We start from the raw sequence: 25,115 nt of genomic DNA, 5'->3' as shown, positions 1-25,115 counted from the left end.
AGGCTAAACCCAGAGCAGAGCCACAGCTCTCACCACCAGAAAAACGGTAGAGTTGGCATTGTTAAGCGCAAAGCTTCTTCAATAGTGGCGGATCAACTGAGCAAGGAGTAAGGCATGCAGACCAAAAGCAGATTTTTTCTAGATTTTATCCGGCTTGCCGGACCTTTTTGGCAATCCCAAAATAAAAACACCATTATCGGTTTTTCGGTGGCTTTAGTGGTTTTGACCATCCTGCAAATCACCATTTCAGTAGTCATTACAATGTGGAGCGCTGCGTTGTTCGACGCACTGGACCAGCAGTCGATGACCAAATTCTTCACACAGGTTGGCCTGATAGTGTTGATTTTCATCGCCAACATGGCGGTTACCGCATCCCACTTTATGGTTAAACGCCGCCTGCAGCTTGACTGGCGCGGCTGGCTGACTGATAAATTGATCGGCCAATGGATGCACAACGGCCGGCATTACCTGATTACCCATATTCCCGGCAAGCACGACAATCCGGACGGCAGGATCGCCGAAGATATTCGCATCGCTACCGAGTTAGCCATCGATCTGATTCACAGCTTGCTGTATTGCATCTTATTACTGATCAGTTTCACCGAAATTCTTTGGGATTTATCCGGAACCATTACGCTTGATCTGTTTTTGGTTGAAATACCTATATCCGGCCACTTGGTTTGGCTATCCATAATCTATGCCGCCTGCGCCTCAACACTGGGCTGGTGGATAGGCCGCCCGCTCACCAAGGCAACCGACGACAGACAAACGGTGGAAGCCAATTTCCGTTTTGGCCTGGTTAAAGCCAGGGAAAATTCCATGGCCATTGCTTTGATCCACGGTGAACGCCATGAAAATCCTCACTTTCATGCCTTGTTTGGTGACATCATCAGTGTCTGGCATCAACAAACCAACGCATGGGCAAAAATACTACTGTTCAGTTCAGGTTATTCGGTATTGTCCATGGCCTTTCCTATCCTGGTTTCAGCACCCCGTTATATCCTGGGCAGCATCAGTCTCGGCGCCTTGATGCAATCAGCGCAAGCCTTTCAGCACATGGTTTCCGCCTTGTCATGGCCGGTTGACAACATGGGGAGGGTCGCCGAATGGCGAGCCTCGGTGGAGCGTGTGTTGGGACTCAACGAAGTATTGGTTCAACTGGAGGAAGAAATAGCTAAATCCGATCCTCATCGCATCGTTGTGAAAAAGAATGAAGATTCCATTTTACGTTTCGACAAGCTTTGCCTGTCACGTCTGGATGGCATTGTTTGTATCGAAGGACTGGATGCGGAAATCAACGCGGGCGAACGTATTTTACTCGCCGGTAATCCCTACACCGGCAATAAGTTGTTTAAAGCCATGGCACGCCTATGGCCCTGGGGCGAGGGAACGATTGAATTACCCGACGACGACGCGATGTTTTTCATGCCGCCCCGCCCTTACCTGCCTACGGGCTCATTGCGTATGGCAATCTGTTATCCATCCGAAAGCGACGCCTTCAATCAAGAAGCGTTGGAATCTTCGATGGAACAGGTAGGGCTAAGAGATCTGATTGCGCAACTAGATGAAACGGGTGATTGGGAAAAGAACCTGGAACGTGAGCAACAACAACGGCTGGGCATGGTGCGATTACTGTTGCACCGACCCAAATGGATTATGATGCAGGAAGCCTTTAATTCGCTAAATCCTGAAGACGAGGTTGAAATGATACGAATGATCATGAGAGAGCTTCCAGACTCAACCTTACTGACCATTACAAAGCAACCGGCCGTCAGAGCATTACATAAACGGCAAATAATCCTGACTTGAAGGCGTGTTAAACCCGATTCTTTGAGATTCAAAACCCGCAGCTGTCTCCCCTTTAGATTTGAGTCAACTTCAATTCAACTCAGGGTAGGGGTAAAAAGCTTTGCGAGGATGTCGACAGCAGGGATGCTGCCGTCAAGCCCCCATGGAAAGGGATACGGCGTTCCGTGTGCAAGGCTTACCCCAATCCTCAAAACCGCATTATAAGTTCATACGGGGAATTGCTCACTATCGCCCGTCAAGACTTGATAGACTAATGATAATCCGCATTGACCCTTGGAGCTTCATCTCAATATGCCCTTTAACATCAGGATCATGGGACTTGTTCTGGCTTTACTCATCACTGCCGCCGTTTTTTGGACTAGCAAAAGCCAATCTTTGCAAGCACCCGATGCCTCATTGTTGACCATCACCGGCCAAACCCTTCAGTTAAGCTCGTTTAAAGGTAAACCTGTCATCGTTACGTTTTGGGCGACCGACTGCGCTGTCTGCGTTAAAGAAATTCCGGATCTGATTGACCTTTATCAGGCTTACCGCGATAAGGGGCTTGAAATTATCGCTATTGCCATGTATTACGACCCGCCAAATCATGTGGTTGAAATGTCCAAAGCAAAACAGATACCCTATTATGTAGCATTGGATTTACGTGCCGAACATGCGCGCGCTTTCGGGGAGGTGCGATTGACGCCAACCACTTTCGTAATCGACGCTGACGGAGTGATTGTCCAACAGATCACCGGCGCATTTGAACCCGCCGAATTATCCCGGCTGATTGAAACCTTATTAAAAGGATAAGCTTATGCTTTGGCTAAAAGCGTTACATTTAATTTTTATGGTGACCTGGTTTGCAGGGCTGTTTTATCTGCCGCGTCTGTATGTTTATCACGCCATGAGTTCCGATGAAATTAGCAATGAACGCTTTAAAGTCATGGAGCGGAAATTGTTTTTCGGCATCATGACACCGGGCATGATTGTCACTTTTATATTCGGCATCTGGATGCTGATTGATTATGCCTGGGTGATGTATTCGCAAAGCGGTTGGCTGCACGTCAAGCTGACGATGCTTGCGCTAATGGTGGTTTATCATGTTTATTGCGGCAAATGGCTGCTGGATTTTAAACATGACCGTAATACGCATTCCCATGTTTATTACCGCTGGATGAACGAAGTGCCCGTGCTGTTTTTGATCGGCATTATCATTTTGGCTGTCGTCAAACCGTTCTGAGCTTCTGATGACCGGCGACAGACCTTCTGTTCTTTGCTTTTCAGGCCACGATCCCAGCGGCGGTGCAGGCATTCAGGCCGATATCGAAACGCTGATCAGTTTCAGCTGTCATGCCGCCAGTGTCGTAACGGCACTTACTGAGCAAGACAGCCGGAATGTAAAAAAAATTATTCCACAAAGACCTGAAAACATTATCAGTCAGGCAAGGACCGTCCTCGCCGATTTTCCGGTAAAAGCGTTTAAAATCGGCTTAATAGGACATCATGAAACGGCTGAAGCCATTTGCAGCATTTTACAGGATTACCCACAGATACCTGTCGTTCTAGATCCGGTTTTAGCAGCAGGCGGCGGAACGGAACTGGCTACTGAACAACTTTTAATCTCGCTCAAAACCCGGCTGTTACCGCTAACCCATTTACTAACGCCCAACAGCATCGAAGCCCGGCGGCTAACCGACTCAGAAGATCTGACCGATGCCGCCATGAAACTGATGAAAATGGGTTGTAATGCCGTTTTGATTACCGGCACTCACGAAGACACCGAGGCGGTATCCAATCAGCTGTACCAAGACGGTCAGATGATAAAATCATTTGCCTGCGCCAGGCTGCCTTACAGCTATCACGGTTCGGGCTGCACATTGGCAGCCGCTATAGCCGGCTTGATAGCGCAGGGTTTGGAGCTTCCGGATGCCGTATCGCGGGCTCAAGACTATACCTGGAACGCGCTGCAAAACGCTTATCGCCCTGGCCAGGGCCAACACAACCCCGCCAGATTATTTTGGACACCTACTTCCCTATGAAACTGCCGTCTAAAGGGCTTTATGCCATTACACAAACTGAAAATAAAAGTGCGGAAACCGTTATTCAGGAAGTTGCGGCCGCCATTCGAGGGGGAGCCGTTATCGTTCAATACCGGGATAAACAGCCTGCCGATGCCCTGGCGCTGGGTCAAGCCTTACTGGCTTTATGCAGAAGCCATAAAGTCCCGCTGATTATCAATGACAGTATTGACTTGGCAGCTCAGCTCCATGCAGACGGTGTCCATTTGGGCAGAGAGGATGGACTGATTGCCAAAGCCCGAGAACGGCTGGGTGACACAGCGATTATCGGTGTCTCTTGTTATAACGACCTGGAACGCGCTAAAACCGCTGAACAAGAGGGTGCAGACTATGTCGCATTCGGGCGGTTTTTTCCTTCCAATTCGAAACCTTTAGCCGCTCCGGCGGAATTGACCACGCTTCTCCTAGCCAAACAACAACTGACCATTCCCCTCGTTGCAATTGGCGGCATTCTGCCGGAAAACGGGCATCAGTTAGTTCAAGCCGGTGCTGATTTTCTGGCCGTGATTGGAGGACTGTTTGACCATGAACCGGAACAGGCCGCACGGACCTATCAGGCCTTGTTTGAATAATTTACTGAACAGTAAAAGGGATCATCAGATGAACTTTTTAGCGAGTATTTTGCTGCTGTTTTTATCAGCTTGCGCCCCACTAAAAGAAGCAGCGCTCGCGCCAACGCAACAGGGCAAACAACTGGCATTCGATCGCAATAAAGGCAATTGCCTCGCCTGCCATGCTATTGAAGACGGAGAATCGCCCGGTAACATAGGTCCGGCATTGACTAAACTGCCCATCCGATTTAAAAACAAACAACAACTCAGGGAACAAATCCGGGATGCCACCGTTTTTAACCCTGAAACCAGCATGCCGCCATTCGGTCGAAACCGGATTTTAACGGACTCGGAAATCGACGCCATTGTTGAATACCTTTGGACCCTAAATTAAACTGTTTTGTACGCAAGACAGGCCATTGACCGACTCTTTGAGAGCCCCAACATTCTATTAGATTACCTTACACCCAACCATCATGACTAAAACACCGACACCGAACAAAACCCTGCTCATTGCACTCTTGACAGCCGCTGTTTTAGCAACCGTCGGGCTATCCTATTATTTTTCCAGCTCTCAAGAACCCGGTACGACGCCGGAAAATATACCGGTTGATACCGCGAAAAAATCAGTGGTAAAGCCAGATGTCGCAACAGCTTTAACAGATTTATTTGGTGTTTCAGGCCCTGGCGGATCGGTCAAAACAGCGCCTGACGCCTTAACCGGCCTCTGGTTCGAGCAAAGCTTTACCGTGGATAACCGGCAATATCATGTCGTATTTACCAAAACCCAGACAGTAGATCCTGAAAAAAATGAACCCTTCGACAGCCATGTTCAAGGGGTTATTGTCGGTGCAGCAACCTATGTGTTGAAAGATGAGGCATGGCAGCTGGTTGGCAAACAACAGGAAGTCGGCGAAATCGGCTCATGGGGCGATGCGCCGGAGGTAAAAAATGCAGCAATTTTGACATTATCGCCCTCACAAATCGCCTTTATGATCGACTTTGGTTACGGTATGGGCGGTTTTTTTGAGGAAGGAAAAGTGCTATTTGGTTTTAGCAATAACACTTGGCAGGATCTCGGATTTATCCAAACCGGTTCAAATAACTCCGGCTCTTGCGACGATACCGAACAAGAAGCAGAACCCGATTCGCCGCTTATGGGGCCTTGCTGGGGCTATACCGGCACTATCACTGCGTTACCGGAAACTCACAAGAACTTTCCTGATTTGTTAATCGTTAAACAGGGCACGGAAATAACCGAAGAGCAAAAGCTACCTGTTCCCGCTAAAAATTCGACTTATATTTTTGACGGCCAGAAGTATGCTGATGCAACAGGCGAAGAGTAAAAACAGGTGTTAAGCCGATAAGTTCGACATAAAAATTCCGATGCGGGTCAGTTGGCAACTCGCATAATGCTTTCTCGATACCTTTTTTTTACACAAAAAAATGCGGCCGTAAAAGCCGCATTTGGAGAAGGATATATGGGTTCCAGCACTCCTACTGGAACTGGTTTGAAGTTTATCGCCAAGTTACTATTTTCAAATGCGGCTAATTGTCGCAGGTTGTCGATTAACCGGCTTTTGCCGAATGAATCTGACTGAAACCGGCTTCAGGTAGCTTAACAACAAGCCCATCGGCTAGAATAGCGGCCACCCAACACGTCAGGATTGTCATTAAGGCGTCCATTTCACTGATAACAGGTTTGCCCATGCCCGGTAATCGCAGAAAATTTTTAAAACAGGCTTGCATCATCAGCATTTCCTCGCTGTCCGGAATCGGTAGCCTGTTAACTTCACATGACGCCTTTGCCGAATGGCTGGATGACCATTTTGCACCGGGTAAAATCGATAATACAATTGAACGTCTCTATTCCGGCGCCAAGTTGGTTGAATCCGATAAAATCGAGCTAAAAGTACCTCGTATCGCAGAAAATGGTGCTGTCGTTCCCGTTTCAGTAAACAGCAGTTTGGAAAATGTTCAAAGCATCACGCTGCTGGCCGATAAAAATCCGGTGCCTTTGGTCGCTACGTTCATCCTGACACCTGACATGACGGCCTTTGTATCGGCCCGGATTAAAATGGCTGAAACCAGTCACGTCATTGCGATAGTCAAAACCGGCGATACGCTTTATATGGCGCAGCAGCAAGTCAAGGTCACCATTGGCGGCTGCGGAGGTTAACCATGTCCAGTATCAAAATTCGCAGCAAACGCAAAGCCGGGAAAACCGAAATCAGAACCCTGATTGCTCACCCGATGGAACATGGCAGAAACCGCGATCCGGTCACCAAGGAATTGATTCCTGCTCATTTCATTAAAACCCTGATCGTTCGTCATAATGATAAAACGGTGGTTACCAGTCACATGGCAGGGAGTATTTCAAAAGACCCTTATTTTGCATTCCTGCTTAACAGCAGTGCCGCCGGCGATAAAATAGAGATCAATTGGGTGGACAATTTGGGACAAATGGACAGCGAGATTCATATTCTCAAATAGTCATGAGTTTCACGTTAAAAATCATCGGCGTCGTTTCCCTGTTGGTCATTCAGGCTGTTGCTGTTCAGGCTGACCCGGAACAGGATAGACGCGCATTTATTGACCATTACCAAACAATTTATCCCGGTTTACCGCTTGAAGCCTATGCCGACGGCGTTTATGCCATCGATCAGGATGCACGCGAATCATGGGAAGCGATTGAAGCATTTCCGCCTTACGAACTGGCGATAGAAAAAGGCAAAATCGCATTCGATCAACCGTTTAGGAATGGCAAAGCGTATGCCGATTGTTTTCCCCATCAAGGTCAAGCGATTGCGCAGTTATACCCGCAGTGGAATCCGACAAAAGGAAAAGTGATTACTTTAGCGCTGGCTCTCAACGAATGCCGCGAGGCTAACGATGAAGCCCCCCTGCCCTATAGCGACGGCCGTATTGCCGAGTTACTGGCGTATATGGCGCAGAGCAGCCGCGGCAAACCCACTTCGATTGTCGTCCCTGAACAGGATCCCCGTGCCCTGGCCGCTTATGAAGAAGGCAAGCACTATTATTACCAGCGGCGCGGCCAGCTTAATTTCGCATGTGCCACCTGTCATGTTCAAAATGTGGGTAAGCAGTTGCGTTCGGAAATACTCAGCCCTTCTCTGGGACACACCACCCACTGGCCGGTTTACCGCTTGAAATGGGGTGAAACCGGCAGTCTGCATCGTCGGTTTGCCGAATGTCACGAACAAATCAGAGCACCAAAACCAGCCGAACAAAGCACTGATTTGCGTCACCTTGAATATTTTTTAAGTTTTATGAGCAACGGCATTCCCGTTAATGGGCCCAGCACACGAAAATGATTGAAACACAACCCAGCTGTACCGATATCTTTGAATCCGGACTGATGCCTTGTAGCGATGCACTCCGGCGAATTATGGCACGTTTGCCTCACATTTCCGGCTACGAACGCATTTCCCTTCAAAATGCCTGCGGTCGAACACTGCATGAACCGGTCATTTCCCATATCAATGTGCCCCCCCATACCAATTCTGCTGTAGACGGTTATGCGTTTTATGCCGAGGACATTCCAAACAGCAATACGACTGAATTAAACGTTATCGGTCAGGCATTGGCCGGCAAACCTTTTAGGGGCAACATCCCAAAAGTGGCTTGTGTGCGTATCATGACCGGGGCAGAACTACCCGCGGGCCCGGATGTTGTAGCGATGCAGGAACATGTGCGGATATACGAAAACCGCATTGAAATAGATAACCGCCATAAACGCGGACAAAATATTCGCTTAGTCGGAGAAGATTTAAAATGCGGCGAAACCGTTCTACAACCGGGTAAATGGTTGACCCCGGCGGACATTGGTTTGATGGCCTCCCTGGGCATTACTGAAATCAATGTCAATCGCAAACTCAAAGTTGCTATTGCTTCAACCGGTGACGAGCTATGTGAACCAGGCGACCTGACTTCACCGGGCGGTATATATGACAGCAATCGCTACAGCCTGATTGCCGCCTTGACCAGGCCGGATATTGAAATCATCAATTTGGGCATTATCCCTGATAATGCTGAAAAATTATTAGAGGCCTTCAACCAGGCTGGCCGTTTCGCCGATATGATTCTGTCTACAGGCGGTGTTTCTGTGGGCGAAGCCGACTTTACCAAATCGGTATTACAACATTCAGGACAGGTTGAATTCTGGAAAGTCGCAATAAAACCGGGCCGTCCTCTGGCATTTGGTCAAATTGACAAAGCGGTCTTTTTTGGTTTACCGGGCAATCCGGTCGCTGTTCTGGTCACCTTTTATTACTTTGTCTTGCCGGCTATAGAACAGATGCTGAGCATTACCGGCAAGCCTGTAGCGCCTACATTGAAGGCCAGAGTAAGCGAAAACCTCCGCAAAAAACCAGGCCGGACAGAGATACAGCGAGGCATTTTAAGCCGGGACGAAAAGGGAGACTGGCTTGTAGCCACCACCGGCAAACAGGGATCGGGCATTTTACGCTCGATGAGTTTGGCCAATGCGTTTATTGTACTTGATCACGAGACCGGTAATGTTAAAGCCGGAGATTGGGTTACCGTTCAACCCTTTGCCGGCTTTTTATAATCAGCAGAAAAAATCAATAGCGAAAGGGGTTAAGAATTTAATGATGCGGTTGATCAAGAGTGCATGGCAAGTGAACGTTCCAAATGCAGGTGCTGTTGAAGTCTATCAGAACCAGATCATCCCATTAGACTGTTCGATAACTGGCTCGACCAAACTCAGGGATCAACGATTTTGACGAAGTCAAGATCCATAAATAACACTTCGCTTTTATCCAGCAGCATTTTGATGTGATTTTCGGCTCTTTCTTTTGCCAGGTCGTCATAAATGATTTGCCTGACGGCATCATATGAAGGCGGATCCTGAATTCTGGACGATTCACGGAAAAAAATCTGCCAACCAGCCAGTGTGTTTACCGGAGTTTGTGTAAAAGCCCCATCATTAAGATTCATCACGGCCTGAGCCATCGGCAAATCCATATCCACTAAGCTCAACCAGGATAAATCGCCTCCCTGTTTGGCGTCAGGGGCAATGGAACTCAACTTTGCCAAATCGACAAACCCTGCCCCCATCTGCAAACTTGCAATCAACTTTTTGGCATCCGCTTCGGTATTGACAAGAATACGACGCAGTTTATATTGCCGCCTATTTTCACCGGTATAACGTTTGGAATACTCCATCTCAATATCTTGCTCGGTCAGTGGATGAGCCGATAAATAATGATCGAGCGCCAAATCAGCCAGCAGTTGTTTCTCCCTGACCAGCCTTCGCGCAGCATACTCAGGCTCCTTTTGCAGCCCTATAGCCCTTGCTTCCTGAGCAAGAATATCCATCCGCACCAAAGCATCCAAGGCCTCTTGGTTAGTAATTTTTCCTACTTTATTTTGCAGAGACAACTCTTGTTTTAACGCGGTCAACTCAGATTTCTTCAGAGTTCTGCCATTGATACGAACAAGCGATTCCTTGTCCGGACTCAGCAGGGATTTATAGTCTCTGGCCGGATTCCAATCTTCCTGACACCCGGTTAATAACAAGAGACAAATGAGTGTTAATGTTTTATTTACTTTCATCCGCCATATTATGAATCAGTCCGGGCGCAACTAAAAGTAGAGCATTCAATTAACTTAAAAAGAGTTGCAGGAATGAGCTTCAGAACATTCGGAACCTCATAACATTAGGGGTCATACCATTTTTGATTAGCAGTGAAAGAGACGAAAATAGGAAAAACTCATGTCAACTGTAAAACCTGACTTCTTTTTCCCATTGCCTTCCATAGAGCATGCGCATACCATTTACGCATTAGACATACGGAGTAACAGCCATGATCCCCGCATACAATACTCAAGCCCCTAAAAAGGCAACTAATGTCAGTATAAACAGTGGCTACGACAGAACGCGAACGCCATTAAAGCTTACAATGAATTTGTTGAATCCAACGGCACATTCAGTGACAGCGTGAGAAAGTTCTAATAGGACAGTTTTTTGCTTTTAAGAATGCCAAACCAAAAACACGAAACCACTATCCTTTCTTGCTGGATATCCAAAGCGACTTACTGAACGAATTGAAAACGACTATTGCATACCACTCTCTCCCGCCAAAATATCCGCCCCGAGGACCCTGTCGCGACTAAATCCGTCTTCCGTTCTCGATGCCGAGACGTTCACTGCAATCACGCAAGACATTGCCGGAATTGATCGCCGCCAACTCGGCGCAAAGGCTTATGACCTTTCAGCTTATCGCTCTGAAATTATTTCTGCGGTCGATTTTGTTCTATCTGGCATATAACGACCGCCTTCACCACTGACAAACAGCAGGTCGATTGCACGTTTGGGTTGCTGGGTTTGGCTACGAGAAGGACCTGTAGCTGCCGTCTCGCTAGCGCCGACTTTGACAGGAACGCTGGACGTAGGTGTTTCAAGGAAACTTGATTCCGCAAACGGTGTTGTCTTCAGTGATCGCGTGCCCGAATGCAACGTTTAATTCGTTGATGTCTTTCAGTGTCTGACAGTCATCGTAGAGGTCGGAGATAGTTAAGTTGGTAATTGCTGCTACACCAACAACTGGAACGACTTCGGCAGCGTAAGAAGCAACGTTTTTTCCGGCGTTTGTTATCGCGCGCGTTGCAACTCTTTTTGAGATGTTTTTAACGACCTGTGAGCGAGCGGCAGATAACTTTTTTACCTCGACGAGCTTTGATTCAAGGGCTCGATGCGACTTTTCGAGAGCCCCATATTTTTCTGTTGGGCTGAGACTCAGTATACGTGACATGGTCGCTTCTGCGAGAGCTGGAGCAAGTACCGCTTTGAGAAAGCTGACACCAGCAGCATGGGCTTGATCGTTAATTAGCGTTAGAACGTTGAGTGATCCGAGACCGAGTATCAGCGCAATAAACAGCAGCACCTTCGATACCTGCCACAAAGTTAATGCCAAACTGGACTTCGATTGACTGGATTGCTGCTCCATGTGGAGAGACTCTCAATTGTTCAAGGTGGCTGCTAAGCGCAAAGTTGCCCACCGAAAAGGGTAATTTGACGTCAAAAGCAGACTGTAGAGGCGGGCATCGCCGTTTTTGGCGGTCAAGTTGACCCGCTTGCTAACCCTGATTTTCATTTTGACCTTCATATATTTTAGTCTTGTCTAATTTTCGATGAACGAAGGACATTATAGAAAATATATCCAAGGCATCTTGCTCTGTCATCGACCAAACCAGTTTTGGGGCATGTGCGGTAGGGTTCCGGATTGCTCCAAATAAACCAACCAACATATTACTACTGAAGCCTTTTTGTTCACTCAGCTCGGTATCGGTAGAAAGCTCATTCAATGCCAAAATCGGCGTTTTGACAGAAAAGGCGGCATTTACTAATTCCGCACCATCAGAAGTTAAACCTGATAATATTCTTATTCTTTCTCCAACACCTTTTATTGCTTCCAAAACAGCGTGAAAATAATTTTCATCAAGTAATTCCGCTTTACAATACTTAAAAACTTCGGGATGTGCATTTCTGTCTTCTAATCTTGACCTGAGTGCTCCAACCCTAGCTCTTGCTCCTTTGAGAGTAGTTTCTACTGGAGTGCTCATCACTTTGCCATCTTCTCGTACACTAAACCCTGAAAACGACAAAACAACATTCAGTTCACTTCTACGCCATTCAAATGCTTCTTTGTTTCTCGAATACTTCACTGGATCAAGCGCACGATTAATAAACATTATTAGGTGATTTCCTACTTGATGCTTATTTTGTACTTCGGCTAAAGCATTGAATAAGCGCTTCCATTTCGTCATGTTTGGCGAAACGTCAACAACTCGACAATCGCTCAATATATAACCTATTTCTGAATTGGTAAGTCCTCGTTCGGTATCAGCAAGGATTCTACAAGCCGCTTCTAGTTTCTGAGCATCAAATGGAGTAATTCTTACCATGTTCTTAAAGGGCTAACAAGTTGTTAAATCGTTTGTATATCTACCATGAAACTTGTGTCTCCACAATAAAGTTGTGAATAGCAAGGTTTTTTCCTTTCTGACTATCATCCTGACAGTTCATATGCTGTTTTGGAGCACTTCCTTTTTAACCACTACTTCATCCCTCACTCAGGTGTTTAAAGCGCGGCTCATTCAATATGATATGCCGTATCAGCAACGCTTCGGTTTTCATCATAGGTTTTATCTCAAACTTTAACTTTTAAAAATCCCCTTTACGAATACCCGACAATTTTGCTTCTTTATAAGTGGCATTAAGTTCTTCATCCGGTTTTATCAACTCAGCAACCAGTTCAAAATCCATCGCAATTTGCTTAGCGGCCTGCCTGGCTTCTGCCTTGGATTTGAAGGGTCCGGCAACGACCGGGTAACTCTGTTCAGAATAGACCGCACTTGAAGGAATGGGTGGGCCTTGATGATTTAGCATTGATGCCAAGCGGCGCGCTTGTTCAGGTTCATTAAACCTTGCAACCAGCAAGCGCCAAGCACCAGGACTTGAAGGCTCTTGTACCGGCTTGACACTGAAGGCCGAGATTCGTTTGGCTTTAATTGAAGCAGAAAAACCTTTATCCGGTGGCGTATCCGCCAAAATGGCTACCGGCACACCGTCCAAGCGTTGCAAAGCCTTGTCCACCGTATCCCAATTGATGGCGCGTCCGGATTGAGATTCTATCCCTTGCAACCGTGTCATTAATGCTTTTAACAGCTTCTTGGTAGCCGACAGACTCTTATGTACCGGTTGATAGGCTTGTAAAAACAAGTCATTGTTATCCCAAGCTGTTAAAAACGGTTGGTCAACCACGCGCACCGGCGTCCCAACCGATGTTTGATTAAACAATTGCTCAACATCTTCTGGATACAACCTGACGCAGCCATGGCTGACCTCCATGCCGACACCGTAGGGTTTATTCGTGCCATGAATCAAATAGCCCTCAAAACCCAGCCTTAATGCATACAAGCCTAAAGGATTGTTTTCACCTGCGGGAACCACTTTAGGTAATTTGTCGCCTTTTTTAGCATGTTCTTTTAAAACCGACTCCGGCACCGTCCAGCTGGGCCGGGCTTTTTTAGAGACTATTTTAGTTTTCCCGGTCGGAGTTTCCCATCCTTCACGGCCTATACCGACTGGATAGGTCAACACTTTGGCAGTAGCTTTACCTGGAAAATAAAACAGGCGTTTTGCGGCAATATTGAGCACAAGTCCCTGTTTCGGAGCATTAGGCAGAATAAAGCGCAGAGGCAAATTTACCGCCGCAGCCGGTTCAGGAATCCAAGGGTCAACATCAGGATTGGCACGGGTTATTTCATCAAAACCCAAACCGAATTCACGCGCGATGATGGGTAAACTCTCATCGGGTAAAACCTCCGACTGAGCCAGCAGGCCAATCATCGCTTGCTCCCCGGCAATAGTAAACTCATGCCGGGGTATAAATTGCCATTCCTCTTCTTCTTGAGGAAGAGGCGCAATAGTCTGACAACCGCTAAGCACAATGCTGCAGAAAATCAAAAATAAAGGTACCGATCTAGCCGATATAAAATGTTTAAATTTATTGATATGCATACCATTTTTGCCTAAAACAATTTCTCAACCCCTATTATTACAGTCTTATATTGTTGCAATCTTAATAAGGTTTTGATCTGGTCAGCCGTTGCGGGAAGAATCATATAATCCGCAAAAAATTAAAAATACTCAAGCATTCAACAAGATACTCCGTTTTAGAGCATCATCCTGAGGATGAATGGGGGCTTCTAAAAACAGAATCTTTTGAGCCTTTCTTGAATTTTGTAAACTCACATCGGTTTTAGGTTGATTTGATTATTTTATTTGTCAAAAAACCATACTATACCTTTCGCACTTCAAATTTCGGCAGTGCCTAAGGAGGCAACGGGTTGTTCGGCAAAGGCTTTGCCAGCATGGATGTTGGCATAGAGTCTACATGGATGGTTTTACGGCGTCCTTTGACGGGCACCCCGGTGCCGATTTTCGATCTACGATGGGTATAACTTGACATATTGACTTTCTACTGATAAGAAGGGCGTCAAAATTAGAATAATAACAATAATCTTCAAAGAGGAAAGACAATGGAAACAGGGGCCGATTTTGATACACATCAGGTATTGCTGAATAAACTTAGCAAACTTGAAGAGCAAATTAACTCATTGACCGATGAGCTACAAAACAAACAATTAAGCAACTTCGATCTTCAAAGAAAAATTGAGGATCAGCATCAGCAGATCGCCGCGCTTGAAGCTCAACTCAATTCCAGCCTACCCCCACTTTTTCTTAGATCTTACCGTCAAATAAATGGTCAGTTGGCACTCATTCCCAAACATATCGACTGGCACAAAATGAGCGAAATCCTGGTGCCGCTTGAAAGGTTACTGACCGCTGCCAAATTACAACTCATCCACCTCAAAGGAGTATTCAATTCGTCTGTAATGATGCCGATGATTTATGAATTGAAGCGTTTTCTGTTCAGCGTAAGCCGGTATCTTGATGAAATAAAGCGTTATGTGCCAAATTGGATCAAAGATCCTCTGGAACAAATGGTGGACAAGTACGCTGAACAAGTGAAGACAGCTTATGAAAAATCGCTTCAGTTTATAGAGGCCCGACTGATTAGACCTCTGATGGAATTGATAGATATTGCCCTTTTTCATTGCCAGGAATTTTATGCACTGGCTAAAGAAACGGCCATCGAAACTCAAAAAAATCTGCTTGAAAAAACTCGGGCGTTGACCCGTGATCGCGATGATAGCTCTAAAGAGGGCGGCACTATTTCCAGACAACCGCTTACCCATTTACATGCCTGATTGGACTGCCGTTTAATCATAATGCGGCTTTAAGAGTACCTGACGTACTATTAGCAACCAGTATTGGATCCACAAAAATCAAAGTTGATGCTTCTTGTAGGTTGTGGTTGGCGATAGCCAACTCAACATTTCAAGGCCAAGATGTTAATTGTTGGGTTGCGAAAAGCAGGCAACCCAACCTGGGTGCTTAGTGGTCTTGATGCTTACTTTTTGATGCTTTTGTAACCTTCTTCGGTTTCACGCATGATTTTTTGTCCTTCTTCAATCAAACGACGGCCTTCTTCCATTTTCGCCTGTGCCTCTGCCTGTATTTGCTGACCTTGATCAACCATTTGCTTGCCTTGTTGCCAGCGGCTGCCCAATTGAGCTATGCCCTGACTTTCCCGCAACATCAGATCCCCTGACACAAGCTGGCCATTTACAGGCGGCGGCTGATCGGACGCGCAACCGGTCATTAACAAGGCCAAGCCCAGAATATATTTAGGTTGTATAAATTGAACCTGTTTGAACATACTTACTTCCTCTTACTAAAAATATCTTTAAAAATACGAACATTAGTTTATTGATTGCTGATTCTAAATAAATTCACTTGAATGAATTCTTAACGGCTGAATGAGGGATTCGATTTTCCTAAGATAGTTGCCAAATATTGCAAAATGAATCAACGCTTGCAACCGATTTTTTTAATACGGACCCACTTTAAGCAGCGCTGAATCAGCAACGGAATAACGTTTCAAGGCCGCTAAAATTGTGTCCAAAGACAAGTCATTTTCGGTGTTTACCGTGAGCGTATGCGCCAGCTCTTCTTCAGTCAAAGGTTCAAATGTCTGCATCTGCAGACGCATCACCTCAGCTGTCGCCTCCGAAGGATCGCTATGCTGGCGGCTTCGATGATCAATTCTTTGACTCATCACGGGCTCTGAAGCTTCACACTGTAAAATCAGAAAATCCGCATTCATAGCGTGGGCTAATTGATAAAAAAGCGTGCGTTGCTGTATTTTAAGAAAGGTGGCATCAACCATTAACGGGAAGCCTTCCCTCAGTGTCAGGATAGTTGTCGCCTCTAAAATTTTATAGAGGTACAAAATGCAAACCCGTTATAGTGAAGAATTTAAACAGCAAGCCCTGAGTAAAGTATTGCAACGCGGTGATAAAAGTATTCAATCGATTGCCGATGAATTGACTATCAGTGTGTTTACTCTGAAAGGCTGGCTTAAACAGACACGATCCAAATCAACAACAAACACTATGAATCAACAACGTCCTAAAGACTGGACTCGGGAACAACGGTTTGAAGCCTTGCTAGCCAGCGCGGGCTTGGAAGGCGAAGCACTCAATGCCTTTTGCCGTGAACGAGGCTTGTTTACCCATCACCTGCAAACGTGGCAACAAGACTTTATTAAACCTCTTGAGGCCACCGAACCCAGCCAAGTCTCAAGGAAAGCCTTGAAACCCTTGGAGAACGAGATTGCACAACTGAAGAAAGACCTGCAACGCAAGGAGAAAGCCTTGGCAGAAGCCGCCGCTTTGTTGATTCTTCAAAAAAAGTGCCACGCGTTCTGGGAGGAAAAGGCGCCATGATCCCTCTTGCAGAACGCACCCATTTACTCACCTTATTTAACGAAGCGTTTGATCACGGAGCCCGTAAAGCCAAAGCTGCCGAGGTGATGGGGCTACCGCTACGCACATTACAACGTTGGCAACGTCCCGAAGCCGTGCCGGTTGACGGTCGCACGCGCCGTCAACACGTGCCTTGTAATCGTTTGAGTGACGAAGAACGCGCTCAGGTATTAGCCCTAGCCAACAGCGATGAGTTCAAAGACAAAACACCGCATCAGATCGTGCCGATGTTGGCCGAACGCGGCGAGTATTATGCCTCGGAGTCGACGATTTACCGCATTTTTCGCGAGGCGAAACAAGTCAAACACCGTCATGCCTGCCGTCCATCGGTCGAGCGTAGTAAGCCGAAAGCCCTCATCGCGACGGCACCGAAACAACTGGTGAGTTGGGATATCACCTATTTGACCAGCCTCATCAAAGGCCAGTTTTTCTATCTGTATCTGTTCATGGATATCTTCAGTCGCAAGATTGTCGGCTGGCAAGTTTATGAACAAGAAAACAGCGAACTGGCGGCCGATCTGATCACGGATCTCTGCCAACGAGAAGGGATTCCACCGCACCAGTTGGTGTTACATTCCGACAACGGCAGCCCGATGAAAGGGGCAACGCTGCTGGCAACCTTGCAGCAGCTTGGCGTCACACCCTCACGGAGTCGCCCGGCGGTGAGTAACGACAACCCGTATTCCGAGTCGTTGTTTAAAACGCTGAAATACGACGCCCAGTATCCGACCCAACCGTTTGCCTCGGTCACCGCCGCCAGGGACTGGGTAACCGACTTTGTCGCCTGGTACAACCATGAGCATCGGCATAGTGGCATTCAATTTGTAACGCCTGAGCAACGCCACAGGGGTGAAGATCGGGCGATCCTGAAGCAACGCAAGGCCGTTTACGAGGCCGCTAAAGCCAAAAAACCGGAGCGCTGGAGTCGTAATACCCGAAACTGGGAATGGCAGGCAGAAGTCTGTTTAAATCCCGATAAACCGAGCGATAGTGCGGTAAAAAATACCGACACTACCGTTCATTAATTTTCAACTCATGCGACAACTACGTTGACATTTACCGCCTTCGGCAAGCACGTCTCCTGCAATAGTAAGAAGATGCCGATAAACCTGATCTCTGGATTGATCGGAATAAAGTCCCTCTCCGGGGGGGTCTTGATGGGGCTGATTAGAAAAAGTCTGTAATCGTTTTCGCTCAATATCGGATCTCACCCACAATGACCCCAGCTGCTCAGCTAAGGCTTTGCAAAGTGTTGACTTGCCGCTTCCTGAAAAACCGCAGGTGATTATTAATACGGGCTTCTTTTTTTGACTGAATTGCCCGGCCAGCTTTAAATAACTATGAAACGCAGCCAATGCCTTCTCTTTTTCCAGCACTGACTGAGCCTGTTGCCGTTTGAACAAGGCCACCTTGGCCAGTACCATGGCCCGATAGACCAGATAAAAACGAAAGAGCCTGATGCCTTGATAATCTCCGGTCAGCTGTAAATAATGATTAACCAGTCTGATGCTCTGCCTCATCAATCCGGAATGAGCGAGATCCATGACAATGAAAGCCAGCTCGCTGATAACGTCAATCCAACGCAGTAAGGGGTTAAACTCAAGGCAATCAAAAACAATCAGCTGTCCTTTGTGCAAGGTCATGTTGCCTAAATGCCAATCGCCGTGACATTCACGAACAAATCCTTCTGCTTTGCGGGCTTCAAACCAACTGCGTTTAACGGCCAATTCATTAGCAGACCAGGCAGACAGCTCGTCCAGATCTGTCAAATCCGGCCCGGAACCGAGCAACAAGCGGACTTGCTGAAAGTTCTCATCACTGCGATAAGCTATCTCTTCGATTTCGCCGTAAGGTGAGGCACTATCTGCAATCGCACCGGCCAGATGAAAACGCCCCATTTGTGAGGCCATTTCATCGATTTCCTCATGACTTAAACACCCGCTTTCAACCCGTTGGGTCAATACATCGCCGCCGTTAAACTGAAGCATCTTGACAGCATATTCGATAGGCTCTCCGTCACCTTCCATTTCAGGCTTTTCGAAAGACCCGGTAATGGCAACTACGCCAAGATACACTTGCGGCGACAGGCGCTGATTGAGTCGGAGTTCTTCCTGACAATAAAAAGCCCGTTTTTCGAGGCTTGAAAAATCCAGGAAGCCAAAATTGACCGGTTTCTTGATTTTGTAAGCAAAAGCGCCGGTCAGAAAAACCCACGAAATATGCGTTTCTATCAGTTTTACCGAATCCACTTTATGCCGATACGCTTGTGCCTGGGTCAAGCCATCGATCATCAGCATTAATGACGCATCAAATTCGGGTAAAGTCATAACGGCTTCATTCAACTGACCGGCTTTTATTTTTGCGTTTCACGCCGGATCAGTAAAACACTCTGAACGAACGTTGAATCTGCTCAAACTCATAAAGGTAAGGCTGAGCTACGTCACGGTTATTGGCAATGACCAGTAAATCATGCGAAAACACCGACGTGTTATACCAATTGAAACTGCCTTCCAGTACGATGGAATCGTCAATAATGCAGTATTTGGAATGAATCGGCGAATAAGGGACGGCTAGATCATCCTGTCCGTAAACCAGACCCACGGCAATCCCGACTGACTTTAGACGCTGCACGGCAGGTAATAAAGGACGGTTCAACTCATCGGCCATTGACCTTTCCACACCCACACGCCCCTGTCTGGCCAGGTGTCCATTGAACAAAACATGCACATAAACGCCACGGTCATAAGCATGAATCAGTGCATCAACCACACTATCGCCATGATCGCCCAATAGATCACCCATCAAAAACAGGCTGAGCTTGATGGAGTGTCTGGCGCGATGTATTTCGGCCAGAATAGCGTGGTGCGGCCGGTAATTTTTGCCGTTCAGCATCGTGTGTCTGCCGAATGTATAAAGCAAATTGAAATGGCTCAACGGATCAATCCCGTACCGCTGTATCACGCCGCCGCGCTGGCTTTGGAAAATATTATCCAGCAAACGGCATACGCCCCTGGAATGGAACGTCATGCCCGATTCCCAGTTAGCCCACCAGCGATCAAAGGTAATATTGAACGAACCCAGTATCGCGTCTTCATCATTAAAAATAACAAATTTGGTGTGCATATCCGGCTCCACTTCGATCAAGTGGTGCTTAGGCGTACAGAAAACGCCAACCAACTCGATGCGGGAGCGCTTTAATCGCGCATAATTATCGCTATGGGTTAAGGTCATTTTGCGCCAGTCAACGATAACCTGCACCCATACCCCTTGCTCACGAGCATGAATCAAATGATTGATAAAATCGTAATCATCAATACAGTCAACGCTTACCTTGATCGTACAAAAACGATCCGGTTGATTACGTTTGGCCTGTATGACTTTATCGATATGATCGTGAATAAAGCGCTTGGGATGATAAGGGTGGTAAAGCTGCCCTTTCGTAAATTTAGGCGTGAGATTAAGAGATTCGAAATGGTGGTTGTACCAATCGACATCCGTTTGTAACTCCGCGGCATTCAGTTCGTAGGTACGAAAATGATTTGGGGTCGCCCATTCGTCGGAGAGCGCGCGGTATTGAGGCTGATCATTCCGTAACTGTTGCCAGTCCATGAAAATATATTCATTTTGCGATGCAATGGAATGCTCATCGACATGCACGACAAACGAGAATTTGACACAGCTGATATAGCCGAAATGAGAAGAAAATGGCAGAACTACAAAATCCCGAGTCGCACGTCTATGGAAATTCCATTGAATATCATAAGGGTCCGTATCGACAATATAGGTCTCGCAGACATTGTCTCGCTCACGGTAAACTTTGATGATGACTTTAATATTGGCTTGAACACCTTGGTACACATCAAAATCAATTTTCCCCCAACGAACGAAAAACTCGTCTTTAAAGTCATTGACGCGTGAGAAATACCCACCCAAATTGCCGTGAACAGGAATGGCGAAATGTTCGGCCAATTGCATATTTACCTCTTGAAATAACTGATCGATGGTTAATCGAAAGCGGGCTGTAGACCCTTGAACTAAAAAAAATATCTTGCTTAAACGTTTACTTGGGTTCGAACGTCATGTAATAACCGCAATGATCCGAGACAAAGCCATAATCTTTATCGGTAAATACGGTCCGTCCCGAGGTCACCTTAAGTTCACTGGCTTTGTTCATAAAGATATAGTCTATACGGTAATCATCCGCCATGTAATCATGCCAATAGGGGTCATTGACCCTGAATACTTTTTCGAACACTCCATGAGCTGTAGCTTCCAGGTATTGATCTTCATACGCATTCGAGTTTACGACAAGATCGTAACCGCTTGATCCGGCCACAATATTAAAATCCCCGCATAACAAAGTCGCTTTGATACGGGAATTGTGATTGTGCTGAGCCCAGTCGTTCAAACGATTGAACTGAGTTTCAAAACCATCCTCCAGCCAACTCAAATGGGCAGAATAAACGTTCACCAAGCCGATCAAGGGTATATTGAACTGACCCATGACCACTTTTCTGGAATGAATACTGTAAGCATCATGACTGTCCGAAACATAACGTGCATCCTGTTTGATAAACGGAAAACGGCTTAAGATTGCAACCCCTTCCCGGTATTTATCAAAGCCCAAATGCGCCCAGTCAGTATAAATATGAAACGGCTCGGGAAGCCGTTCATTAATAATTTTCGCCGAGTTGTTCTCCCAATCGCCCATGCCGTCATTCCAGGGTTCGGCCACTTCCTGTAGGCAGACGATATCGGCTTTGACGTCATCAATCGCTCTGGCGATTTGTGACAACTTGTAATCCTGATTATCTTCCTGGTAGCAATGCAAATTAAGAATCAGAATTTTTAACGGATCATGGCTGAGAACATAATTGCGGCCGTGATTATTATCCCAAATAATCTGGTGCTCGGTTTCGAAGCTGACCGCATATTCAAGCCGGAAACACTGCCCCGCCCTGATCCAGCCTTTCCAGATCGCAATGTCGTATTGATTTGGATTTCTGGCATTACTTTGCGTCGTTTTATCCCAAAACATTGATTTAAAATGACACGCAGTTTTCTGCGAATGTTTCCATCGGTCGGTAGACCAGTGAATATAGACTTGACCCTGACCCAAAGACTGCCTGACCGCTACCGTGACCGGAATAAATTTCTGCCCTTCCTGAAAACCGCCGGCAAACTCAATATTTAAAACCGGCGCATCCGTCAGTAATTGAACACCGGAATCGGCCTGACTCGAATAATTGAAGCCGTGATTATTGTCCCAGAATTCCTGGCCTGCGACGCGATAGCGCACTGCAAATTCAATATTTCCGGGCAAAGGGCGCTTGATAGTTCTTTTGAAATGAGCCTGAACGTACCAATATTCCTGATTTTCACCAGCCGAACTATGGAACAAAACGGGCAATGTCTGCCACACACCGTCTTCACCGGCCCAAATGATTTCAACGGCTTTATCGTAACCGACATTTTCAATGGTCATAAAAAACGCCAGCGTTTGCTGAACCGTTTTTTTGCTTCGGCCGAAAACATTACTTACATAAATCAGCTTGATTTTGTCCATTGACTCGTCACTCATTTTTAAATGCTTAGCTAAATTAGCGCTGAAACCATGATACAACAACACAGTAAGAGAAAAACTAAAAAAATGAGCTTAAATAATCAATGCAAAATTTCTATTAGCACTAACAAACGCTAAACTAACAGGCAACCCAGACCCGCTGGATTATTCATTCCTTATAACAAACGACTGAAAGCTATTGTGACAACCTTATTCCCCCTGCCCCAAAATCATCCGCAACGCTTTGTCCTGCATAACGAAGTGCATGCCCGTGCTTCTCTGACCCTCGACTTACCGATCAGAGCCAGCCATCTCGCCTTGTTATTGACGAGTGATGAAAAACAGCGTGAGCGCGAGCACTTGAGCAAACTTTGCCAGCGCTACGGCAAACCCAGCCCGGAAAAAGACGCCGATCACCTCAGTGCAACCTTTGATAATTTTCAAATCCGCTGGGAACAACATGGAGAATTCAGCACCTATACTTTTTATGTACAAAACATCCCCAGCGATCCGTTTTCAGAACCCGCGCTTAAACAAGTCCCTGTGGATTGGCTATCCGGATTACCTGGTCAGATGATGGTTGCCGCTCATGCGGCGATTAAATCGGCACCGGCTCCCGATGAGCAAGAGGAAACTGATTTATCCCCGATTGCCGCTCATTTTTCCAATAATCCGGTTGTAGGTTCCAAAGTGACAGGCGGCGCAGCACAGGTTTTCACTGACTTTAAAATTCATGTAGACGGCTTTAGCCGCTTTCTGATTATCAATCACAGCTTAAGAACCGAACAGGCAGGACGCTTATTACACCGCTTGTTTGAGATTGAAGTTTACCGGGTCATGGCCTTACTGGCTTTCCCGATTGCCAGAAAGCTGGCTCCGGATTTAAAACAAGCGGACCGCAAACTCTACACCATCACCAATGCGATGGCGCAATCAGACAACAGCAACGATGCCCAACTTCTGGATGAGCTTACAGCACTGGCTGCAGAAATTGAAAATCATATCTCCAGCAATCATTTTCGCTTTGCCGCCGCCGGTGCTTATTATCAGCTGGTCGGGCAGCGCCTTGAGGATTTACGAGAAGTCAGAATACAAGGCATCCAGACCTTGGGTGAATTTATCAAACGGCGGATGGAACCCGCGATCAATACCTGCCAGTCGACCTCCAAGCGGTTCAAATCGCTTTCGGAAAGAGTCGGCAATACCAGCCAACTGCTCCGGACCCGCGTTGATATTGTCATCGAACGGCAAAATCAGGGCCTGCTGACTTCTATGGCGTTAAGGGCAAAAATGCAATTTCGAATGCAACAAACCGTTGAAGGAATTTCCATCGTAGCGATTACTTATTACGCCGCCGGCCTGATCGGTTCAATCGCCAAAGCCCTGCACGCGGCAGGCTGGCATGTCGGTCCGGAAATAGCGGTGGGGGTATCGATACCGGTTATCATGATAGCCGTTGCTCTGGGTCTTAAACGGATTCATAAAATTATTGAGAGCACGACGGAGGAGTAAACTCTCTTCTTAATTATAAATCAAACCGCGCAGATCAAATGATGAACGACTCGCCGAATAATTCACCGTTACGCTATTTGATTCCCGCTACGTTATTGACCGGGCTTTTAATGCTGGGCTATTGGGTATTAAGCGATTTTTTGCAATCATTGACGTGGGCGTTTATCTTGGTTTACTCGACTTGGCCGATTTATCGCCGAGTGCGGACTTTTCTTAAGGGTAACGCAACGGTGAGCGCACTGTTGATGACCAGCGTCACCGCCGCCTTAATCTTTGTTGTTGTGTTCTGGATGGCTGCAGTGTTACAGGAGGAACTAAAAATAGCGTATCAGGCGATAGTCGTCGATTTATTGCAAGACCCTTACGAATTGCCGGAATTCATCCGACATATTCCCTGGGTGGGTGATTATTTGCAGGAACGGCTGGACTATGTGGTCAGCGACCGAGCCGGTGTGAAGGCTCAACTCGCGGATTGGGCCAAGCAATGGCTGGGTTATCTGGGCAAGATTTTAGGGGGTATCGGTCATTACATAATGAAACTGGCGGTTGTGACCGTTACCGTCTTTTTCTGCTTCCGCGATGGCGAAAAAGTAATCGAACAACTCCGCAAAGGTTTGGTCCGTTTTCTGGGCAAGCATCGAAATATTTATCTGCCGGCTATTGCCAATACCACCAGCGCAGTGGTTTACGGACTGGTTCTTACCGCTCTAAGCCAGGGTGTTTTGGCAGGTCTGGGGTTTTATTTCGCCGATGTTAATGCCCCTGTATTGTTCGCGGCACTTACCGCACTACTCGCCATGGTGCCCATGGTCGGCGCAGCCTTGATCTGGCTACCTATCGGCATCGCACTTATCATAATGGATCGGGTTACGGATGGCATAGGCGTGCTTCTTTGGGGCGGATTGGTCGTCAGTACCGTGGACAATGTCATCCGGCCGCTAATCATCAGCGGAGCGGGAAAGGTGCCTTTTTTAGTCGTCTTCTTCGGCGTGTTGGGCGGCTTATCCGCTTTCGGAGCCCTTGGTCTTTTCCTAGGCCCGATCATATTGGCGGTTTTGTTGGCGGTATGGCGAGCATGGCTGGAGCAACAAAACGAAGAGCAATAACATGGCGATAAGGACCCATCAAAAAAGTACCGCCAGATCGAAGTAGGCGCTACATCTCAAATCGTTGGCACAG

Annotated in this window: 27 protein-coding genes; 17 read left to right on the top strand and 10 right to left on the bottom strand. The window is 46.8% G+C overall.

Features of this window, described 5'->3' with window-relative positions:
- The first annotated feature begins 114 nt into the window (after window positions 1-114).
- The 7 genes from GO003_RS11610 (at window position 115) to GO003_RS11580 (ending at window position 5,766) form a co-directional block, all read left to right on the top strand.
- Window positions 115-1,809: an ABC transporter ATP-binding protein/permease gene (locus GO003_RS11610; protein ID WP_159655209.1), complete on the top strand. Its 1,695-nt coding sequence runs from the start codon at window positions 115-117 to the stop codon at window positions 1,807-1,809.
- 291 nt (window positions 1,810-2,100) lie between these two features.
- The gene (locus GO003_RS11605; RefSeq protein ID WP_159655207.1) at window positions 2,101-2,601 is read left to right on the top strand and encodes a peroxiredoxin family protein; all 501 of its coding nucleotides are present in this window, start codon (window positions 2,101-2,103) and stop codon (window positions 2,599-2,601) included.
- A gap of 4 nt (window positions 2,602-2,605) precedes the next feature.
- Window positions 2,606-3,031, top strand: coding sequence for a protoporphyrinogen oxidase HemJ (gene hemJ, locus GO003_RS11600; protein WP_159655205.1), 426 nt, complete (start codon window positions 2,606-2,608; stop codon window positions 3,029-3,031).
- 7 nt (window positions 3,032-3,038) lie between these two features.
- Window positions 3,039-3,830 carry a bifunctional hydroxymethylpyrimidine kinase/phosphomethylpyrimidine kinase gene (gene thiD, locus GO003_RS11595; protein WP_159655203.1) on the top strand — a complete coding sequence of 264 codons (792 nt, stop codon included), beginning with the start codon at window positions 3,039-3,041 and terminating at the stop codon, window positions 3,828-3,830.
- Window positions 3,827-4,441, top strand: coding sequence for a thiamine phosphate synthase (gene thiE / locus GO003_RS11590; RefSeq protein WP_159655201.1), 615 nt, complete (start codon window positions 3,827-3,829; stop codon window positions 4,439-4,441). The genes thiD and thiE overlap by 4 nt, the downstream gene beginning before the upstream one ends.
- A 28-nt stretch (window positions 4,442-4,469) precedes the next feature.
- Entirely contained in the window at window positions 4,470-4,814 is a 345-nt protein-coding gene (soxX, locus tag GO003_RS11585; RefSeq protein ID WP_159655199.1) for a sulfur oxidation c-type cytochrome SoxX, read from the top strand.
- Between the two features lie 82 nt (window positions 4,815-4,896).
- The gene (locus GO003_RS11580) at window positions 4,897-5,766 is read left to right on the top strand and encodes a hypothetical protein (protein WP_159655197.1); all 870 of its coding nucleotides are present in this window, start codon (window positions 4,897-4,899) and stop codon (window positions 5,764-5,766) included.
- Window positions 5,767-5,989: 223 nt separating this feature from the next.
- Here the strand turns inward: GO003_RS11580 and GO003_RS11575 are convergent, their stop codons facing one another.
- Window positions 5,990-6,130, bottom strand: a complete 141-nt coding sequence (locus GO003_RS11575) for a hypothetical protein (protein ID WP_159655195.1) — start codon at window positions 6,128-6,130, stop codon at window positions 5,990-5,992.
- Between GO003_RS11575 and soxY the strand changes: the two genes are divergently transcribed.
- Genes soxY through moeA form a run of 4 tightly spaced genes read left to right on the top strand, consistent with a single transcriptional unit; the run spans window position 6,129 to window position 9,011 of the window.
- Entirely contained in the window at window positions 6,129-6,599 is a 471-nt protein-coding gene (gene soxY, locus GO003_RS11570) for a thiosulfate oxidation carrier protein SoxY (protein ID WP_159655193.1), read from the top strand. The genes GO003_RS11575 and soxY overlap by 2 nt on opposite strands.
- 2 nt (window positions 6,600-6,601) lie before the next feature.
- Entirely contained in the window at window positions 6,602-6,913 is a 312-nt protein-coding gene (soxZ, locus tag GO003_RS11565; protein WP_159655191.1) for a thiosulfate oxidation carrier complex protein SoxZ, read from the top strand.
- A 2-nt stretch (window positions 6,914-6,915) separates the two neighbouring features.
- Window positions 6,916-7,755, top strand: a complete 840-nt coding sequence (soxA, locus tag GO003_RS11560; protein ID WP_159655189.1) for a sulfur oxidation c-type cytochrome SoxA — start codon at window positions 6,916-6,918, stop codon at window positions 7,753-7,755.
- Window positions 7,752-9,011 carry a molybdopterin molybdotransferase MoeA gene (moeA, locus tag GO003_RS11555; protein ID WP_159655187.1) on the top strand — a complete coding sequence of 420 codons (1,260 nt, stop codon included), beginning with the start codon at window positions 7,752-7,754 and terminating at the stop codon, window positions 9,009-9,011. Before soxA ends, moeA begins: the two co-directional genes overlap by 4 nt.
- A 155-nt stretch (window positions 9,012-9,166) precedes the next feature.
- On the opposite strand, the gene GO003_RS11550 is transcribed toward moeA, so the two are convergent.
- Window positions 9,167-10,018 carry a peptidylprolyl isomerase gene (locus tag GO003_RS11550; RefSeq protein WP_159655185.1) on the bottom strand — a complete coding sequence of 284 codons (852 nt, stop codon included), beginning with the start codon at window positions 10,016-10,018 and terminating at the stop codon, window positions 9,167-9,169.
- 334 nt (window positions 10,019-10,352) lie between these two features.
- On the opposite strand from GO003_RS11550, the gene GO003_RS26585 reads away from it, so the two are divergent.
- A complete protein-coding gene (locus tag GO003_RS26585; protein ID WP_231089190.1) occupies window positions 10,353-10,418 on the top strand; it encodes a type II toxin-antitoxin system CcdA family antitoxin in 66 nt (21 codons plus the stop codon).
- Between the two features lie 91 nt (window positions 10,419-10,509).
- A complete protein-coding gene (locus tag GO003_RS26580; protein ID WP_206444642.1) occupies window positions 10,510-10,734 on the top strand; it encodes a CcdB family protein in 225 nt (74 codons plus the stop codon).
- 129 nt (window positions 10,735-10,863) lie between these two features.
- Here GO003_RS26580 and GO003_RS11540 read toward each other — a convergent pair whose 3' ends face one another.
- From GO003_RS11540 to GO003_RS11530, 3 genes are all read right to left on the bottom strand, one after another.
- Window positions 10,864-11,412, bottom strand: coding sequence for a hypothetical protein (locus GO003_RS11540; RefSeq protein WP_159655183.1), 549 nt, complete (start codon window positions 11,410-11,412; stop codon window positions 10,864-10,866).
- 130 nt (window positions 11,413-11,542) lie between these two features.
- The gene (locus tag GO003_RS11535) at window positions 11,543-12,370 is read right to left on the bottom strand and encodes a TIGR02391 family protein (protein ID WP_159655181.1); all 828 of its coding nucleotides are present in this window, start codon (window positions 12,368-12,370) and stop codon (window positions 11,543-11,545) included.
- Between the two features lie 259 nt (window positions 12,371-12,629).
- Window positions 12,630-13,988 (bottom strand): L,D-transpeptidase family protein, encoded by a 1,359-nt coding sequence (locus GO003_RS11530; protein WP_159655179.1) that lies wholly within the window; start codon window positions 13,986-13,988, stop codon window positions 12,630-12,632.
- 521 nt (window positions 13,989-14,509) lie between these two features.
- Between GO003_RS11530 and GO003_RS11525 the strand changes: the two genes are divergently transcribed.
- Entirely contained in the window at window positions 14,510-15,241 is a 732-nt protein-coding gene (locus GO003_RS11525; RefSeq protein ID WP_159655177.1) for a hypothetical protein, read from the top strand.
- Window positions 15,242-15,444: 203 nt separating this feature from the next.
- On the opposite strand, the gene GO003_RS11520 is transcribed toward GO003_RS11525, so the two are convergent.
- On the bottom strand, window positions 15,445-15,753 hold the full coding sequence (locus GO003_RS11520; RefSeq protein ID WP_159655175.1) for a hypothetical protein: 309 nt from the start codon (window positions 15,751-15,753) through the stop codon (window positions 15,445-15,447).
- 171 nt (window positions 15,754-15,924) lie between these two features.
- Window positions 15,925-16,326 (bottom strand): AAA family ATPase, encoded by a 402-nt coding sequence (locus tag GO003_RS11515; RefSeq protein WP_269144377.1) that lies wholly within the window; start codon window positions 16,324-16,326, stop codon window positions 15,925-15,927.
- A gap of 1 nt (window position 16,327) precedes the next feature.
- Between GO003_RS11515 and GO003_RS11510 the strand changes: the two genes are divergently transcribed.
- Window positions 16,328-17,886, top strand: a protein-coding gene (locus GO003_RS11510) for an IS3 family transposase (protein ID WP_231088858.1) whose coding sequence is annotated in 2 segments (ribosomal slippage) — window positions 16,328-16,790 and window positions 16,790-17,886 — 1,560 coding nt in all. Because the reading frame shifts where the segments join, the coding sequence is not laid out codon by codon here.
- A gap of 3 nt (window positions 17,887-17,889) precedes the next feature.
- Here GO003_RS11510 and GO003_RS11505 read toward each other — a convergent pair.
- The 3 genes from GO003_RS11505 to GO003_RS11495 form a co-directional block, all read right to left on the bottom strand.
- Entirely contained in the window at window positions 17,890-19,188 is a 1,299-nt protein-coding gene (locus tag GO003_RS11505) for a bifunctional aminoglycoside phosphotransferase/ATP-binding protein (protein WP_231088953.1), read from the bottom strand.
- A gap of 49 nt (window positions 19,189-19,237) precedes the next feature.
- On the bottom strand, window positions 19,238-20,836 hold the full coding sequence (locus GO003_RS11500; protein ID WP_159655171.1) for a phospholipase D-like domain-containing protein: 1,599 nt from the start codon (window positions 20,834-20,836) through the stop codon (window positions 19,238-19,240).
- Window positions 20,837-20,921: 85 nt separating this feature from the next.
- Complete coding sequence (locus tag GO003_RS11495) at window positions 20,922-22,442, bottom strand: endonuclease/exonuclease/phosphatase family protein (protein ID WP_231088952.1); 1,521 nt, start codon at window positions 22,440-22,442, stop codon at window positions 20,922-20,924.
- Between the two features lie 183 nt (window positions 22,443-22,625).
- On the opposite strand from GO003_RS11495, the gene GO003_RS11490 reads away from it, so the two are divergent.
- Window positions 22,626-23,936, top strand: a complete 1,311-nt coding sequence (locus GO003_RS11490; protein ID WP_159655169.1) for a DUF3422 family protein — start codon at window positions 22,626-22,628, stop codon at window positions 23,934-23,936.
- Between the two features lie 38 nt (window positions 23,937-23,974).
- Window positions 23,975-25,042 carry an AI-2E family transporter gene (locus GO003_RS11485; RefSeq protein WP_231088951.1) on the top strand — a complete coding sequence of 356 codons (1,068 nt, stop codon included), beginning with the start codon at window positions 23,975-23,977 and terminating at the stop codon, window positions 25,040-25,042.
- Window positions 25,043-25,115: the final 73 nt, after the last annotated feature.

Source organism: Methylicorpusculum oleiharenae, assembly GCF_009828925.2.
Taxonomy (GTDB): domain Bacteria; phylum Pseudomonadota; class Gammaproteobacteria; order Methylococcales; family Methylomonadaceae; genus Methylicorpusculum; species Methylicorpusculum oleiharenae.
The sequence above is the reverse complement of the archived record's forward strand: the minus strand, read 5'-3'. Positions and strand labels throughout refer to the sequence as shown.

Bases quoted from the DNA above. Each gene is read 5' to 3' on its own strand.
- GO003_RS11610 (WP_159655209.1), top strand. From the start codon at position 115: ATGCAGACCAAAAGCAGATTTTTTCTAGATTTTATCCGGCTTGCCGGA.
- GO003_RS11605 (WP_159655207.1), top strand. From the start codon at position 2,101: ATGCCCTTTAACATCAGGATCATGGGACTTGTTCTGGCTTTACTCATC.
- hemJ (WP_159655205.1), top strand. From the start codon at position 2,606: ATGCTTTGGCTAAAAGCGTTACATTTAATTTTTATGGTGACCTGGTTT.
- thiD (WP_159655203.1), top strand. From the start codon at position 3,039: ATGACCGGCGACAGACCTTCTGTTCTTTGCTTTTCAGGCCACGATCCC.
- thiE (WP_159655201.1), top strand. From the start codon at position 3,827: ATGAAACTGCCGTCTAAAGGGCTTTATGCCATTACACAAACTGAAAAT.
- soxX (WP_159655199.1), top strand. From the start codon at position 4,470: ATGAACTTTTTAGCGAGTATTTTGCTGCTGTTTTTATCAGCTTGCGCC.
- GO003_RS11580 (WP_159655197.1), top strand. From the start codon at position 4,897: ATGACTAAAACACCGACACCGAACAAAACCCTGCTCATTGCACTCTTG.
- soxY (WP_159655193.1), top strand. From the start codon at position 6,129: ATGCCCGGTAATCGCAGAAAATTTTTAAAACAGGCTTGCATCATCAGC.
- GO003_RS11575 (WP_159655195.1), bottom strand. From the start codon at position 6,130: ATGGGCAAACCTGTTATCAGTGAAATGGACGCCTTAATGACAATCCTG.
- soxZ (WP_159655191.1), top strand. From the start codon at position 6,602: ATGTCCAGTATCAAAATTCGCAGCAAACGCAAAGCCGGGAAAACCGAA.
- soxA (WP_159655189.1), top strand. From the start codon at position 6,916: ATGAGTTTCACGTTAAAAATCATCGGCGTCGTTTCCCTGTTGGTCATT.
- moeA (WP_159655187.1), top strand. From the start codon at position 7,752: ATGATTGAAACACAACCCAGCTGTACCGATATCTTTGAATCCGGACTG.
- GO003_RS11550 (WP_159655185.1), bottom strand. From the start codon at position 10,018: ATGAAAGTAAATAAAACATTAACACTCATTTGTCTCTTGTTATTAACC.
- GO003_RS11540 (WP_159655183.1), bottom strand. From the start codon at position 11,412: ATGGAGCAGCAATCCAGTCAATCGAAGTCCAGTTTGGCATTAACTTTG.
- GO003_RS11535 (WP_159655181.1), bottom strand. From the start codon at position 12,370: ATGGTAAGAATTACTCCATTTGATGCTCAGAAACTAGAAGCGGCTTGT.
- GO003_RS11530 (WP_159655179.1), bottom strand. From the start codon at position 13,988: ATGCATATCAATAAATTTAAACATTTTATATCGGCTAGATCGGTACCT.
- GO003_RS11525 (WP_159655177.1), top strand. From the start codon at position 14,510: ATGGAAACAGGGGCCGATTTTGATACACATCAGGTATTGCTGAATAAA.
- GO003_RS11520 (WP_159655175.1), bottom strand. From the start codon at position 15,753: ATGTTCAAACAGGTTCAATTTATACAACCTAAATATATTCTGGGCTTG.
- GO003_RS11505 (WP_231088953.1), bottom strand. From the start codon at position 19,188: ATGACTTTACCCGAATTTGATGCGTCATTAATGCTGATGATCGATGGC.
- GO003_RS11500 (WP_159655171.1), bottom strand. From the start codon at position 20,836: ATGCAATTGGCCGAACATTTCGCCATTCCTGTTCACGGCAATTTGGGT.
- GO003_RS11495 (WP_231088952.1), bottom strand. From the start codon at position 22,442: ATGAGTGACGAGTCAATGGACAAAATCAAGCTGATTTATGTAAGTAAT.
- GO003_RS11485 (WP_231088951.1), top strand. From the start codon at position 23,975: ATGATGAACGACTCGCCGAATAATTCACCGTTACGCTATTTGATTCCC.